This window comes from Cupriavidus sp. 01L46 (assembly GCF_056399905.1).
Genome location: NZ_JBFTSF010000066.1, coordinates 13,655 through 29,040, shown reverse-complemented (window position 1 = coordinate 29,040; position 15,386 = coordinate 13,655). Strand labels below are relative to the sequence as shown.

General features: G+C 63.4%; 11 protein-coding genes and 1 pseudogene. 11 read left to right on the top strand and 1 reads right to left on the bottom strand.

Features of this window, described 5'->3' with window-relative positions; genetic code table 11:
• Window positions 1-10 precede the first annotated feature (10 nt).
• The 10 genes and pseudogenes from ftsH to phoR all read left to right on the top strand — a co-directional run bounded on the left by ftsH (window position 11) and on the right by phoR (window position 11,484).
• On the top strand, window positions 11-1,894 hold the full coding sequence (gene ftsH / locus AC1DS3_RS14060) for an ATP-dependent zinc metalloprotease FtsH (protein ID WP_150983315.1): 1,884 nt from the start codon (window positions 11-13) through the stop codon (window positions 1,892-1,894).
• Between the two features lie 260 nt (window positions 1,895-2,154).
• Window positions 2,155-2,952: a dihydropteroate synthase gene (gene folP, locus AC1DS3_RS14055; RefSeq protein WP_441637011.1), complete on the top strand. Its 798-nt coding sequence runs from the start codon at window positions 2,155-2,157 to the stop codon at window positions 2,950-2,952.
• 88 nt (window positions 2,953-3,040) lie between these two features.
• Window positions 3,041-4,280 (top strand): annotated as a pseudogene (locus AC1DS3_RS14050) (phosphoglucosamine mutase).
• 276 nt (window positions 4,281-4,556) lie between these two features.
• A complete protein-coding gene (gene pstS, locus AC1DS3_RS14045; protein ID WP_441636918.1) occupies window positions 4,557-5,591 on the top strand; it encodes a phosphate ABC transporter substrate-binding protein PstS in 1,035 nt (344 codons plus the stop codon).
• Window positions 5,592-5,823: 232 nt separating this feature from the next.
• Entirely contained in the window at window positions 5,824-6,789 is a 966-nt protein-coding gene (gene pstC, locus AC1DS3_RS14040; protein WP_174423342.1) for a phosphate ABC transporter permease PstC, read from the top strand.
• Entirely contained in the window at window positions 6,786-7,691 is a 906-nt protein-coding gene (pstA, locus tag AC1DS3_RS14035; protein ID WP_477127386.1) for a phosphate ABC transporter permease PstA, read from the top strand. The genes pstC and pstA overlap by 4 nt, the downstream gene beginning before the upstream one ends.
• Before the next feature lie 53 nt (window positions 7,692-7,744).
• The gene (gene pstB, locus AC1DS3_RS14030; RefSeq protein ID WP_253927527.1) at window positions 7,745-8,533 is read left to right on the top strand and encodes a phosphate ABC transporter ATP-binding protein PstB; all 789 of its coding nucleotides are present in this window, start codon (window positions 7,745-7,747) and stop codon (window positions 8,531-8,533) included.
• Between the two features lie 55 nt (window positions 8,534-8,588).
• Window positions 8,589-9,293: a phosphate signaling complex protein PhoU gene (gene phoU / locus AC1DS3_RS14025; protein ID WP_441636912.1), complete on the top strand. Its 705-nt coding sequence runs from the start codon at window positions 8,589-8,591 to the stop codon at window positions 9,291-9,293.
• Window positions 9,294-9,316: 23 nt separating this feature from the next.
• Window positions 9,317-10,024, top strand: coding sequence for a phosphate regulon transcriptional regulator PhoB (phoB, locus tag AC1DS3_RS14020; protein WP_477127385.1), 708 nt, complete (start codon window positions 9,317-9,319; stop codon window positions 10,022-10,024).
• Window positions 10,025-10,140: 116 nt separating this feature from the next.
• Window positions 10,141-11,484, top strand: coding sequence for a phosphate regulon sensor histidine kinase PhoR (phoR, locus tag AC1DS3_RS14015; protein ID WP_441636910.1), 1,344 nt, complete (start codon window positions 10,141-10,143; stop codon window positions 11,482-11,484).
• A gap of 67 nt (window positions 11,485-11,551) precedes the next feature.
• Here the strand turns inward: phoR and ppk1 are convergent, their stop codons facing one another.
• Window positions 11,552-13,675, bottom strand: coding sequence for a polyphosphate kinase 1 (gene ppk1 / locus AC1DS3_RS14010; RefSeq protein ID WP_477127384.1), 2,124 nt, complete (start codon window positions 13,673-13,675; stop codon window positions 11,552-11,554).
• Between the two features lie 145 nt (window positions 13,676-13,820).
• On the opposite strand from ppk1, the gene ppx reads away from it, so the two are divergent.
• Entirely contained in the window at window positions 13,821-15,353 is a 1,533-nt protein-coding gene (ppx, locus tag AC1DS3_RS14005) for an exopolyphosphatase (RefSeq protein ID WP_477127383.1), read from the top strand.
• The last annotated feature ends 33 nt before the right edge of the window (window positions 15,354-15,386 follow it).

Sequence of the window (15,386 nt, the reverse complement as noted above, 5' to 3'; positions counted from 1 at the left end):
GAGTTTGGCCTTGAATAACAACYTGTTTCAAAAGGCGGCAATCTGGCTCGTGATCGCGCTGGTGTTGTTTACCGTCTTCAAGCAGTTCGACAAGCCCCGCACGCAGGAAGGCGTCACCTATTCGCAGTTCATGGATGATGCCAAGGCCGGCAAGGTGGGCCGGGTTGACGTGCAAGGCCGCAATCTGGTGGTGACGCCCAAGGAAGGGCAGAAGTACACCATTATTTCGCCGGGCGACATCTGGATGGTTGGCGATCTGATGAAGTTCGGCGTCCAGGTCACCGGCAAGGCAGACGACGAGCCCAACATGCTGGTCCAGGCCCTGTATTACCTCGGGCCCACCCTGCTGATCATCGTGTTCTGGTTCTACATGATGCGGCAGATGCAGGGCGGTGGGAAAGGCGGTGCCTTCTCCTTCGGCAAGTCGCGCGCGCGCCTGATMGATGAAAACCAGAATGCAGTCACTTTCCAGGACGTCGCCGGTTGCGATGAATCCAAGGAAGAAGTGATCGAACTGGTGGACTTCCTCAAGGATCCGCAGAAATTCCAGAAACTGGGCGGCCGTATCCCGCGCGGTGTGCTACTGGTCGGCCCTCCGGGCACCGGCAAGACGCTGCTGGCGCGCGCCATCGCCGGCGAAGCCAAGGTGCCGTTCTTCAGCATCTCCGGCTCGGACTTCGTTGAAATGTTCGTTGGCGTGGGCGCGGCCCGTGTTCGCGACATGTTCGAGAATGCCAAGAAGCAGGCGCCCTGCATCGTCTTCATCGATGAAATCGATGCGGTCGGCCGTCACCGCGGCGCGGGCATGGGCGGCGGCAACGACGAGCGCGAGCAGACCCTCAACCAGATGCTGGTCGAGATGGACGGTTTCGAGGCCAACTCGGGTGTGATCGTGATCGCCGCGACCAACCGTTCGGACGTTCTGGACAAGGCGCTGCTGCGCCCGGGCCGTTTCGACCGTCAGGTGTATGTCGGACTGCCCGACATCCGCGGCCGCGAGCAGATCCTCAAGGTCCACATGCGCAAGGTGCCGATCGGCAACGACGTCGACGCCTCGGTGATCGCACGTGGTACCCCGGGCTTCTCCGGCGCCGACCTGGCCAACCTGGTCAACGAAGCCGCACTGTTCGCCGCCCGCCGCAGCAAGCGCGTGGTCGACATGCAGGACTTCGAGGACGCCAAGGACAAGATCTACATGGGTCCGGAGCGCAAGTCCACGGTCATGCGCGAAGAAGAGCGCCGCGCAACCGCGTACCACGAGTCCGGCCATGCGGTGGTGGCCAAGCTGCTGCCCAAGGCGGATCCGGTGCACAAGGTCACCATCATGCCGCGCGGCTGGGCACTGGGCGTGACGTGGCAGCTGCCGGAGCACGACAAGTACTCGAAGTACAAGGACAACATGCTTGACGAGATCGCCATCCTGTTTGGCGGCCGCGCTGCGGAAGAGGTCTTCCTCAACGCCATGAGCACCGGTGCTTCCAATGACTTCGAGCGCGCCACCAAGACGGCCCGCGACATGGTCACCCGCTTCGGCATGAGCGACACCCTGGGCACCATGGTGTACGTGGATACCGAGCAGGACGGCATGTTCGGCAAGATGTCGTCCAAGACGGTGTCGGAAGCTACCCAGGTCAAGGTCGATGCGGAAATCCGCCGTATCGTCGACGAGCAATACGGCCTGGCCAAGCGCCTGCTCGAAGAAAACCGCGACAAGGTTGAAGCCATGACTGCGGCTCTCATGGAATGGGAAACCATCGATGCGGACCAGGTCAACGACATCATGGCGGGCAAGCCGCCGCGGCCGCCGCGTGGCGCGTCCAGCCAGAACGGTGGTGGCAACACCCCGTCGGGTGGCTCGCCGGTGGCCCCGACCAACGCTCCGGCCACGGCCTGAGCGGATGGCCGGCACGATGGTGCCGCCGGCGCTCCGGTAATCCGGAAGCGCGCTGGCGCGGTTGTCGTGGTTGTAACGGTCGTTCACCAAGCCTGAAGCCGGCGCCTTGTGCGCCGGCTTTTTCTTTGCCGGCGCGTACGCCGCGCAGCGGCTTTCCACTTTCCTGGCTTTTGTCCTTTCGTATCTTGTCGTCGATCTCAACCGATTCGAGTTTCCAGTGCGGCCGCTACCGCTTCGCGCGCGACCGCCGTCCGCTGGTGATGGGCATCCTGAACGTCACTCCCGATTCCTTTTCCGATGGCGGCCAGCATGCTGGCCGCGATGCCGCCTTGCGCCATGCCGAGCGCATGATTGCCGAAGGCGTGGACATCATCGATATCGGCGGCGAGTCCAGCCGGCCGGGGTCGGCGGCATTGCCGCTGGACGAGGAGCTGGCGCGCGTGCTGCCCATCGTCGAGGCGCTGCGCGACTGCGGCCGACCGATATCCATCGATACCTATAAGCCGGAAGTCATGCGCGCGGCGCTGGCTGCCGGGGCGGACCTGATCAATGACATCTGGGGCTTTCGCATGCCTGGCGCTGTCGAGGCGGTGAGCGAGGCACAGGCGGGGCAGGCCGGACTATGCGTGATGCATATGCAGCGCGATCCGCAGACCATGCAGGAGCAACCCCAGTACGAGGATGTGGTGCGCGAGGTGGCTGGTTTCCTGCGCGAGCGGGTGGACGCGCTGCGCGCCGCCGGCGTGGCAGATAGCCGCATCACGCTCGATCCGGGCTTTGGCTTTGGCAAGGCGCCGGATCATAATCTGCAGTTGCTGGGCCAGCTGCCGCAACTGGCGGTGGATGGCCTGCCCTTGCTGGTGGGCCTGTCGCGCAAGTCGACGCTCGGCGCGATCCTGGGCGGGCGGCCGCCGCAGCAGCGGATCGCCGCCAGCCTCGCAGCGGCGGTATGCGCGGCGGAACGGGGGGCGTATATCGTGCGTGTGCACGATGTGGAACAAACGGTGGATGCKCTCAAGATCTGGTGGGCCATCCGCCATGAAACTATTGCCTGTTAACATTTGTTTTGATTGCGGGCATGCGGCATTGCGCGCTTAGCCTTTAGCATTCGGCATCCGCAACACCGAACAACGGGAGAATGACCATATGACACGCAAGTATTTCGGCACGGACGGGATTCGCGGCAGGGTTGGCGAGSCSCCGATCACSCCCGACTTCGTGATGCGCCTGGGCTATGCGGCGGGCATGGTGCTCGCCCATGGCGCGAAGCAGCAAGATCAGGCACGCCCGACCGTGCTGATCGGCAAGGACACGCGCATTTCCGGCTATATGCTGGAGGCCGCGCTAGAGGCCGGCTTTACCTCCGCAGGCGTCAACGTGCTGCTGACCGGGCCGCTGCCAACACCCGGAGTGGCCTATCTCACACGTGCGCTGCGCTTGTCGGCCGGCGTGGTGATCTCCGCCAGCCACAACCCGTACTACGACAACGGCATCAAGTTCTTCTCCGCCGATGGCGACAAGCTGCCGGACGCCGTGGAAATGGCGATCGAGCAAGCGCTGGAAKAGCCGATGGTCTGCGTGCGCTCGGACGATCTCGGCCGCGCGCGCCGCATCGAGGACGCCGCTGGCCGCTACATCGAATTCTGCAAGAGCACGTTCCCCTACGAGCAGGACCTGCACAAGCTCAAGCTGGTGGTGGACTGCGCGCATGGCGCCGCTTACCACATTGCTCCGCACGTCTTCCATGAGCTTGGCGCCGACGTGATCTCGATCGGCAACCAGCCGGATCCGCCTGCAGGTGGTGGACCGCGACGGACGCCTGTTCAACGGGGATGAACTGCTGTACCTGATCGTCCAGGACCGCCTGCAGGCGGGCCAGGCCGTGGAGGGCGCGGTGGGTACGCTGATGACCAATATGGCGGTGGAGCTCGCGTTAAAGCGCCAGGGCGTGGAGTTCGTGCGCGCCAAGGTGGGCGATCGCTATGTGCTGGAAGAGCTGAACAAGCGCAAGTGGACGCTGGGCGGTGAGGGTTCGGGCCATCTGCTCTGCCTGGACCGCCACACCACCGGCGATGGCATCGTTTCCGCGCTGCAAGTGCTGGCCGCGTTGCGCCGCAGCGGCAAGACCCTGTCGCAATTGCTGGAAGGCGTTTCGCTGTTCCCGCAAACGCTGATCAATGTGCGCGTGGAAAAGGGCTTTGATTGGCAGTCCCACGCGGGACTGAGCGCGGCGCGCGCCGTGATCGAGCCGCAGCTCGAGGGCCGGGGCCGGGTATTGATCCGAGCATCGGGGACCGAGCCGGTGGTGCGCGTGATGGTCGAAGCCGAGAAGGTCGAGACCGCGGAGCAGGCGGCGCAGACGCTGGCGGACGCCTTGCGGGCCTGAAACCGGGTCATCGCCGCTAGTTGTTGCCAAAACGCCGGGCTTTTCGCCCGGCGTTATTTTTTGTTGAAAGGCAATTAACCGCAAGTTTTTTGGGCTTGCCTGCTGCCGGATGCGGGTCGGGGAGGGCGTTGCCGGCGAGTGGATCGATGTGATGCGGGAGGCTGCCTCCGCTGACTTTGAAGAAGATCTCGTGATGTCATTGAATTGTCATAGTCGGGGCTTAAAGTTCGACTTGTCAAAAAATTGTCATTCCCCAACCATGTCTCTGGAGGACATATGAAGCTGGTCAAGACTGCCGTTGCAGGCATTGTGTCGTTGGTGGTAGCGGGCACTGCGTTCGCGGCGGAAATTACCGGTGCTGGCGCTTCTTTCCCGGCGCCCGTGTATTCCAAGTGGGCCGATGCATATCAAAAGGCAACGGGTAACAAGGTCAACTATCAATCCATCGGCTCGTCTGGCGGCATCAAGCAGATCGGCGCCAAGACTGTCGACTTCGGTGCTTCGGACGCGCCCCTGAAGGACGAAGAACTGGCCAAGCAAGGTTTGGTGCAGTTTCCCACGGTGATCGGCGGCGTGGTGCCGGTGATCAACCTGCAAGGCATCAAGCCGGGCGAACTGACCATCACCGGCGACGTGCTGGCGAACATCTACCTGGGCAAGATCAAGAAGTGGGACGATCCCGCCATCAAGGCACTGAACCCGCACGCCAAGCTGCCGGGCCAGGACATCCTGCCGGTGCGCCGTGCCGATGGTTCGGGCACCACTTTCATCTTCACCAACTACCTGTCCAAGGTCAGCTCGGACTGGAAGAGCTCGGTGGGCGAGGGCACCACGGTCAACTGGCCGGGCGGTGGCACTGGCGGCAAGGGTAACGAAGGCGTAGCCGCTTTCGTGCAACGCCTGAACGGCGCCATTGGCTACGTTGAGTACGCCTACGCCAAGCAGAACAAGATGACCCACCTGAACATGAAGAACGCTGCCGGCGCAGTGGTTCAGCCTGGTGACGACGGTTTCAAGGCAGCTGCGGCAGGCGCCGACTGGAGCAAGACCTACTATCAGATCCTGACCAACGAACCGGGCAAGACGGCATGGCCGATCGCCGGCGCGACCTTCATCCTGGTGCACAAGAACCAGGAAAAGGCAGCGCAGGGCGCCGAAGTGCTGAAGTTCTTCGACTGGGCGTACAAGAGCGGCGGCAACATGGCCAGCGAACTTGACTACGTACCGCTGCCGGACGCCGTGGTGAACCAGATCCGCGCGACCTGGAAGAACTCGGTCAAGGACGGCTCGGGCAAGGCGTTGTACAACTGATTGGCGGGCTGCCACGGCAGCCGCGCCGTGCCGGTCCGGCGCCCCGAGGGCGCGGGACCGGCAGCATTGAAGGCAGCAAGGCAGTAGAAGCAGCAGTCTAAGAAGCAGAAGAAGCAGCGCAGCAAACGCGGCAACGCGCGCGGGCAAGCACGACGCAATGCAAGGGGCCTATTGGCCCGAGCGGTCGGTGCGGCCAGCCAGCCGCCTACTAAACGAACTCCAATACCACATCATGGCGACTACATCCGATCTATCCGCAGTACGGCCGCCTAGCCGTACCGGTGACATCCTGTTTGGTGGCCTGACGCGCGGCGCCGCCATCGTGACCTTGCTGCTGCTTGGCGGCATCATCGTATCGCTTGCGATCAGCGCCTGGCCTTCGATCGAGGCCTTCGGCCTGCGCTTCCTGTGGACCGCAGAGTGGGATCCACCCGCGGACGTCTATGGCGCGCTGGTGCCGATCTACGGCACCATCGTTACCTCCTTGATCGCCCTGATCATCGCGGTGCCTATCAGCTTTGGCATCGCGCTGTTCCTGACCGAGCTGTCGCCGGCCTGGCTGCGCCGCCCGCTCGGCACCGCTATCGAATTGCTGGCCGCCGTACCCTCGATCGTCTACGGCATGTGGGGCCTGCTGGTCTTCTCGCCGATCTTCGGCGAGTACTTCCAGAAGCCGCTGGCCGCTACCGTGGGCCAGGTGCCGCTGATCGGCAAGCTGTTCCAGGGCGCGCCCCTGGGCATCGGCCTGCTGTGCGCCGGCGTGATCCTGGCGATCATGATCATTCCCTACATCGCGTCTGTGATGCGCGATGTGTTCGAAGTTACCCCGGTGTTGCTCAAGGAATCGGCTTATGGCATCGGCTGCACCACGTGGGAAGTGATGTGGCGCGTGGTGCTGCCTTTCACCCGTGCCGGCGTGATCGGCGGCGTGATGCTGGGCCTGGGCCGCGCGCTGGGCGAGACCATGGCGGTCACCTTCGTGATCGGCAATACCAACCTGCTGGACAACGCCTCGCTGTTCTCGCCGGGCAACAGCATCACCTCGGCACTGGCCAATGAGTTCGCCGAAGCCGGCGCCGGCCTGCATACCGCCGCGCTGATGGAGCTTGGCCTGATCCTGTTCTTTATCACGTTCGTGGTCCTGGCGCTGTCCAAGATCCTATTGCTCCGCCTGGCCAAGAACGAGGGTGCAAAATGAGCCAAGCCGCCATGTCCTCCACTTCCTCTACGCCGATTCCGGCAGTCAGTCCKGATGCGGATGCCACGCGCACGCGCCTGCAGGCACGGCGCCGCCGCACCAACTTCTATGCCCTGACCGCGTCGCTGGGCGCCATGGGGTTCGGTCTGTTCTGGTTGGCCTGGATCCTGTGGACCACCATTTCGCTGGGCGTGGGCGGCCTGTCGATGGATCTGTTCACGCAGATGACGCCGGCGCCGAATACCGCCGGCGGCGGMCTGGCCAATGCGATCTACGGCAGTTTCGTGATGGTGGGCCTCGCCACGCTGTGCGGCACACCCTTGGGCATCCTGGCCGGCATCTACCTGGCCGAATACGGCAAGACGTCGCCACTGGCCAGTTTCATCCGCTTTATCAATGACATCCTGCTGTCGGCGCCGTCGATCGTGATCGGCCTGTTMGTCTACGCGCTGGTGGTGACCCGCATGGGCCATTTCTCCGCCTGGGCAGGCATCTGCGCGCTGGCGTTGCTGCAGATTCCGATCGTGGTGCGCACGACCGAGAACATGCTGAACCTGGTCCCCAACGCGCTGCGCGAGGCCGCCTTCGCGCTCGGCACGCCCAAGTGGAAGATGGTGCTGTCGATCACAGTGAAGTCGTCGTATGCAGGCATCGTCACCGGCGTGCTGCTGGCGGTTGCGCGTATCGCCGGCGAGACCGCGCCGCTGCTGTTCACGGCCTTGTCCAACCAGTTCTGGACCAGCGACCTGAACAAGCCGATGGCGAACCTGCCGGTGACCATCTTCCGCTTCGCCATGAGCCCGTTCGTCGAGTGGCAGCAACTGGCCTGGGCCGGCGTGTTCCTGATTACCGTTGGTGTGCTGGCGCTCAATATCCTGGCACGCATGCTGTTCAAGAAATGACCGGCAGCGCGACAGTCGCACGGCCTACCCCAAATTCTTTGCGAGAGACGAGCATGACCTCGACCGTCATCGACATTCCCGACACGACCCGCGCCAAGATCGACGTGCGCAACCTGAACTTCTACTACGGCCAGTTCCATGCGTTGAAGAACGTCAACATGTCGATCCCCGAGCGCAAGGTGACGGCCTTTATCGGCCCGTCCGGCTGCGGCAAGTCGACCCTGTTGCGTACCTTCAACAAGATGTACGCGCTCTATCCGGAGCAGCGTGCCGAGGGCGAGATCAACATGGATGGCGAGAACCTGCTGACCACCAAGAAGGACATCGCTCTGCTGCGCGCCAAGGTTGGCATGGTGTTCCAGAAGCCCACGCCGTTCCCCATGTCGATCTATGACAATATCGCCTTTGGGGTGCGCCTGTTCGAGAAGCTGTCACGCTCCGAGATGGACGACCGCGTGGAATGGGCACTGTCCAAGGCGGCGCTGTGGAACGAAGCCAAGGACAAGCTCAACCAGTCGGGCTATGGCCTGTCCGGCGGCCAGCAGCAGCGCCTGTGCATCGCGCGCGGCATCGCGATCCGCCCCGAAGTGCTGTTGCTGGATGAGCCGTGCTCCGCACTTGACCCGATTTCGACCGGCCGTATCGAAGAACTGATCGCGGAGTTGAAGGACGAGTACACGGTGGTGATCGTGACCCACAATATGCAGCAAGCCGCGCGCTGCTCGGACTACACCGCGTATATGTACCTGGGTGAACTGATCGAGTTCGGCGAGACCGAGAAGATCTTCATCAAGCCGCATCGCAAGGAAACCGAAGACTACATCACCGGCCGTTTCGGCTGATTGAGCGTTACCCACATAACGCATAGCATACGAATAGAGCGGCTAGGAGAGCAACATGTCTGACAAGCATCTGTCGACCCAGTTCGACGCCGACCTCAACGCCATCAGCACGAAACTGCTGCAGATGGGCGGTCTGGTCGAGTCGCAGATCGAAAACGCCATGCGGGCGCTTTCGGAGTTCGACGCGGGCCTGGCCGACCAGGTCATCGCGCGCGAGCACCACCTGAATGCCTTGGAACTCGAGATCGATGCCGATTGCGGCAACATCATCGCGCGCCGGCAGCCGACCGCGCGCGACCTGCGCCTGGTGATGGCGATTTCGAAGACCATCACCAACCTGGAGCGCGCCGGCGACGAGGCGGAGAAGATCGCCAAGCGCACCAAGCACATCATGGAAGACGCCGGCGCCCACCAGATCAATTACTCGGAGGTGAAGCTCTCGGGCGATCTGGCCATCGCGCTGCTGCGCCAGGCGCTCGATGCCTTTGCGCGCCTGGACACCGTGGCTGCCGCCCGGATCGTCAAGGACGACAAGGCCATCGACGACGAATTYCGTGCGTTCGTGCGCAAGCTCATCACCTATATGATGGAAGACCCGCGCACGATCTCGGTCGCGCTGGATTTCCTCTTTATCGCCAAGGCGATCGAGCGCATTGGCGACCACGCCAAGAACATCGCTGAATTCATCATCTACATCGTCAAGGGAACCGACGTCCGCCACGCCTCGCGTGAGGACATGGAGCGCGAAGCGCTGAGTTAAGGCGCCACCGCGGAGAAAATTACATGCCAAGCAGCATTCTTGTTGTCGAAGACGAACCCGCGATTGCCGAACTGATCGCGGTCAACCTGCAACACGCGGGACACTATCCGATCCGGGCCTATAACGCCGAGCAGGCGCTGTCGCTGATGAGCGACGTGCTGCCCGACCTGGTGCTGCTCGACTGGATGCTCCCGGGCAAGTCGGGAGCCACCTTCGCCAAGGAGCTGCGCAATAACGACCGCACCAAGCAGATTCCTATCATCATGCTTACCGCGCGCAGCGAGGAGCAGGACAAGGTGCTGGGGCTCGAGGCCGGCGCGGACGACTACGTCACCAAGCCGTTCTCGCCCAAGGAACTGCTGGCCCGTATCAAGGCGGTGCTGCGCCGCCGTGCCCCGCAACTGACCGACGACGTCGTTGCCATCAATGGCCTGCGCCTGGACCCGGCCACGCACCGGGTCACCGGCCAGGATGAATCTGGCCTGATCAAGCTGGACCTGGGTCCTACTGAGTTCCGTTTGCTGCACTTTTTGATGACGCATCCGGAGYGCGTTCATAGCCGTTCGCAGTTGCTGGACCAGGTCTGGGGTGATCACGTGTTCGTGGAAGAGCGGACCGTCGACGTGCACATCAAGCGCCTGCGCGCCGCGCTGACCCCTGGCGGCTACAGCAACATGATCGAGACGGTGCGCGGTAGCGGCTACCGCCTGGCTCGCGCGCCCAGCCACTGATCGGCAGGCTTGCCACGTCGTTTCCGGCGTGGCGCCTGTTACAGCTTGCCCGTTTCGTGGCACACTCCACCGCATTCCATGCGGTCTTGCCGCCTGCCTGACCTTCTCACTTCTTCATGAACGTCATCTGGGCCCGTTCGGCGGCCATCCTGATTTTCCTGGCCCTGGCTTCGGCCGGGCTGTACTTCTTCCTTGGCCCCGTGCCTGCGCTGGCCGTGCTGTGCGTCGGGTTGCTGGGGCATCTGCTTTATTACATCTACCAGATCAACCGGCTCTGGAAAGTGCTGGACGCGCCGGCCTACGGCGAGATTCCCAGCGCGCTGGGGCTATGGGGCGAGGTGTATTACCGCCTGCATCGCCTGGTCAAGCGCTGGCGCACCCAGGTGTTGCAGGTCGAGCAGCAACATACCCGTTTTATCCAGGCTATCCAGGCGTCGCCCAATGGCGTCCTGATGCTGGATGATGCCGACCAGATCGAATGGTGCAACGATGTGGCCGAGCAGCATTTTGGCCTCAATGCGCGGCGCGACGTGCGCCAGCGCATCACCCACCTGATCCGGCGGCCGGAATTCGTCCAGTACCTGCACTTGCAGCGTTTCGATGAGCCGCTGGTGATGCGCGACATGGGCGAGCACAAGCGCAGCGTGATCGCCGTGCAGATCCTGCCTTACGGCGAAAGCCGCAAGCTGGTGCTGACACATGACATCACCAAGGTGGAGAACACCGAGGCGATGCGCAGGGATTTCGTCGCCAACGTCTCGCACGAACTGAAGACACCACTGACGGTGCTGACCGGTTTCCTGGAAACGGTGCGCGACCTGCCGGTGTCGGAGCAGGATCGCAACCGCTACCTCGACATGATGCTGGTGCAGTCCATGCGCATGCAGCACCTGGTCGAGGACTTGCTGGTGCTGGCCAAGCTGGAAAGCGACGAGCAGCCGCCGAGCCAGGACCGGATCGACCTGGCCGAGCTGGTTGCGCACCTCGTGCACGACGCCGAGGCACTATCCCAGGGCGAGCACCAGATCTCCGCGCAGATTGATCCGGCCGTCACGATCCGCGGTGCGGAGCGTGAACTGCTGTCGGCCTTCGGCAACCTGGTTTCCAATGCGGTGCGCTATACGCCGGAGGGCGGGCGCATCAGCATCGCGCTGAACTACGAGAACGAGCACGCCATTTTCTCGGTCACCGATACGGGCCTGGGCATTGCCGCCGACCATATTCCGCGCCTGACCGAGCGTTTCTACCGGGTCGACCGCAGCCGTTCGCGCGATACCGGAGGGACCGGCCTCGGGCTGGCCATTGTCAAGCATGTGCTGTCGCGCCACCATGCCGACCTGCGCATCACCAGTGAAGTGGGGCGCGGCAGCGTGTTCCGTGTGGTTTTCCCGGTCGATCGCAGCGGCTATATGCCGGGCGCCTTGCCACGGCCAGGACAGTCACCGCAGAAGGCGGCCTGAGCGAGCGCCCGTTCGCGGCGCCGTGCGTGGCAGGGCGCACGCGAGGCGCGCCCTGCCGACCTCACCCTCAGGCGCTGCCGAACAGGGCCAGCAGGTCGTGCTGGCTGACGTGCGGCTGCTTGGACTTGGTGTGCTTGCGGATGTAGCTGCCGTCGGGCAGCATGATCCATGCGGAAGCATTGTCGTGCAGATGCACCCGCAGGCTCTCCTTGATGACCCGCGCCTTCAGGACTTTGTCCAGCACCGGGAATGCCACCTCGACGCGACGGAACAGGTTGCGGTCCATCCAGTCCGCGCTGGACAGGTAGACCACCTCCGTGCCGCCGGCCAGGAAGTAATAGACCCGGTGATGCTCGAGGAAGCGCCCGACGATGGAGCGCACCGTGATGTGCTCCGACAGGCCCGGCACCCCTGGGCGCAGCGCGCACACCCCACGGATGATCAGGTCGATCTTCACGCCGGCGCGTGACGCCTTGTACAGCTCGTCGATGATGGATGGCTCCAGCAGCGCATTCATCTTGGCCATGATGCGCGCGGGCTTGCCGGCACGGGCGTTGCGGGCTTCCGCGCGGATGTGCTCCACCAGATTGCTCTGCATGGTGAACGGCGACTGCCACAGGTGATTCAGGCGGATGGTGCCCGCGGTGCCCGTTAGCAGCTGGAACACGTGCTGGACGTCCTCGCAGATCTTCTCGTTGGCAGTGAGCAGGCCAAAATCGGTGTACAGCCGCGCGGTGCGCGGATGATAGTTGCCGGTGCCCAGGTGCGCGTAGCGGCGCAGCTTGAACTGCTTGCTCTTGGCGCCTTCCAGTTCGCGGCGCACCATCAGCAGCATCTTGGCATGGCACTTGTGGCCAACTACGCCATAGACCACATGCGCGCCGGCGGATTCGAGCCGCTCGGCCCAGTTGATGTTGGTTTCCTCGTCAAAGCGCGCCAGCAGTTCCACCACCACAGTGACTTCCTTGCCATTGCGCGCCGCCGTCATCAGCGCCTCCATCACCGGCGACTCGTTGCCGGTGCGGTAGACGGTCTGCTTGATGGCTACGACGGCAGGGTCGACGGCGGCCTGCTGCAGCAGGTCGAGCACCGAGCTGAAGCTCTCGTAGGGATGGTGCAGCAGCACGTCCTGCTGGCGGATCGCATCGAACATCGAAGCGCCGGGCGCAAACACCTTGACCGGCGCCGGCACGTGCGGCGGGTACTTGAGGGCAGGGCGGTCGACCAGGTCGGGGATCTGCATCAGCCGCACCAGGTTGACCGGKCCGCTCACACGGTACACGTCCTGCTCGCCCAGGCCGGATTCGAGCAGCAGGCGGCGCGCCATGGCCGGCGGGGTATCGGACGAGATTTCCAGGCGCACGGTGTCGCCGAAGTGGCGGGTCGGCAGTTCGCCTTGCAGTGCTTCACGCAGGTCCGTGATATYGTCCTCCGACACGAACAGGTCAGAGTTGCGGGTGACGCGGAACTGATAGCAGCCGTTGACCTTGATCGCGGGGAACAGCTCATGCACGAAAGCTTGCATGAAGGACGACAGCAGCACAAATCCGTAGGGATAGCCCGAGAGCTCCTCGGGCATCCTGACTACGCGCGGCAGCGCGCGGGGCGCCTGCACGATGGCCAGGTCAGCCTCCCGGCCGAAGGCATCCTTGCCCGACAATTCAATGATGAAATTCAGGCTCTTGTTGAGCACCCGAGGGAAGGGGTGGGCCGGGTCCAGCGCGATCGGCGTCAGGACCGGGCCGAGCTCGCGCGTGAAGAAGCTGCGCGCCCATTCGCGCTGCGCCTCGTTCCAGGTGGAGGCGAGGTGAAAGAACACCCCTTCTTTCTCCAACAGGGGGAAAATCACGTTTTGCAGCATGTCATACTGCATGGCCACCAGCTTTTGCACGCGCTCCGTGACAATCTGGTATGCCTGCTGCAAGGAAAGGCCATCGGGCGTGATGCCGGAAGGATTGTCACGCATCTGCTCCTTCAAGCCGGCCATGCGGATCTCGAAGAACTCGTCCAGATTACTTGAAACAATACAAATGAATTTCAGACGTTCGAGCAGCGGCACGCTGGCGTCAGCTGCCTGTGCCATGACTCTCGTATTGAATTCCAGAATGCCCATTTCGCGGTTGAGCAGCGTGCCGGGTGGGCTTGTCGACATAGGCATGACCTTCTTTTGGTAATGCGGCGACTTTTTCATAGAATCATGTCAAATTGATGACAATGTGATTTTGTCACGATGCAGACATGATAAAGACATATTTTCTACGGTTGGGTGAGCCTGACTGCCCGACACCGTTATTTACGCCGCGGCTTGCGGCTTTTACCCACATTCCCCTACCGCGATGAACCAAACCCCTCGCTTGCTGGCCGCCGTCGACATGGGCTCAAACAGTTTCCGCCTGATGATCGKGCGGGTGGATGAGAGCCTGACCGCATCCGGGCCGGCCAGCCAGCTATTCCAGGTCGATGCGCTGCGCGAGCCGGTGCGCCTGGCCGCGGGCCTGACGCCAGACAAGTACCTGGACCAGCCGGCCCGCCGGCGCGGCATCGACGCCCTGCGGCGTTTCGGCGACCGCCTGCGCGATTTCTCCCCTGACCAGGTGCGGGCGGTGGCAACCAATACGCTGCGGGTAGCCAAGAACGCGTCGGAATTCCTGATCGAGGCCGAGCACGCGCTTGGATTCCCGATTGAAGTGATTGCCGGGCGCGAAGAAGCACGGTTGATCTACCTGGGCGCCTCGCACGATGCGCCGGCCTGTGCGGGCAACCGGCTGGTGGTCGATATCGGTGGCGGCTCAACCGAGTTCATCATCGGCAGCGGCTACACGTCCAAGCTGATGGAGAGCCTCTACATCGGCTGCGTCTCGCACAGCCGCCAGTTCTTCCCCAGCGGCAACGTCGATGACTACGCGATGAAGCAGGCGGAACTGGCCGCGCGCAGGGAGATCCAGGTGCTCGTGCGCCAGTACCGGGCGGCCGGCTGGCAGCAGGCGGTGGGTTCGTCCGGCACGGCGCGCGCGCTGGCCGAACTGATCGAGCTCAACGGCATGAACGACAACCCGGCCGAGCACGGCATCACCCGCGAAGGGCTGGAGCGACTCAAGCGCGCGCTGGTCAAGGCGGAGAACGCCAACCGGGTCAAGCTGGTGGGCCTGAAGGCGGACCGCATTCCCGTGCTGCCAGGTGGCCTGTCTATCATGCTCGGCGTGTTCGCCGAGCTCGACATCGATCGCATGGACGTCACCGACGGCGCGCTGCGCCTGGGTGTGCTTTACGACCTGCTGGGCCRCACGCACCACGAGGACATGCGCACCATCACGGTGGATCAGTTCATGCGCCGCTATGGCGTCGACCGCGCGCAAGCCCAGCGCGTGCGCCAGGCCGCGCTGGGCTTGCTGGCGCAGTTTCCCGAGCCGCGCAATGAGCGCCGCGACGACAACCTGGCACTGCTGGGCTGGGCCGGCGGGCTGCATGAGATCGGCATGACCATATCGCACAGCGGCTACCACAAGCACTCGGCGTACATCGCCACGCACGCCGACATGCCGGGCTTCTCGAAGACCGACCAGGCACGGCTGGCAACGCTGCTGCTCGGGCATGCCGGCAAGCTAGGCAAGCTTTCCGGCAGCGGCAAGTTCCTCGACTGGCGGATGCTCTTCAGCCTGCGCCTGGCGTTCGTGCTGTGCCGGCGCCGTGCCGACGAGCCGCTGCCCGAGATCACCGTGGGCCAGCGTTCGGATGCGCTGGACGAAGGGTTCGAGGTGCGCTTGCCCAAGGCCTGGATCGAGGCCAACCCGCTGGTCGAATACAGCCTGGCGCAGGAAGCCGACGAGTGGGAACGCATCGGCAAGCGCTACAAGGTGGTGTACGCCTAAGCAAAGCGCGGGGGCGGCCAGATGGCGGCCCCC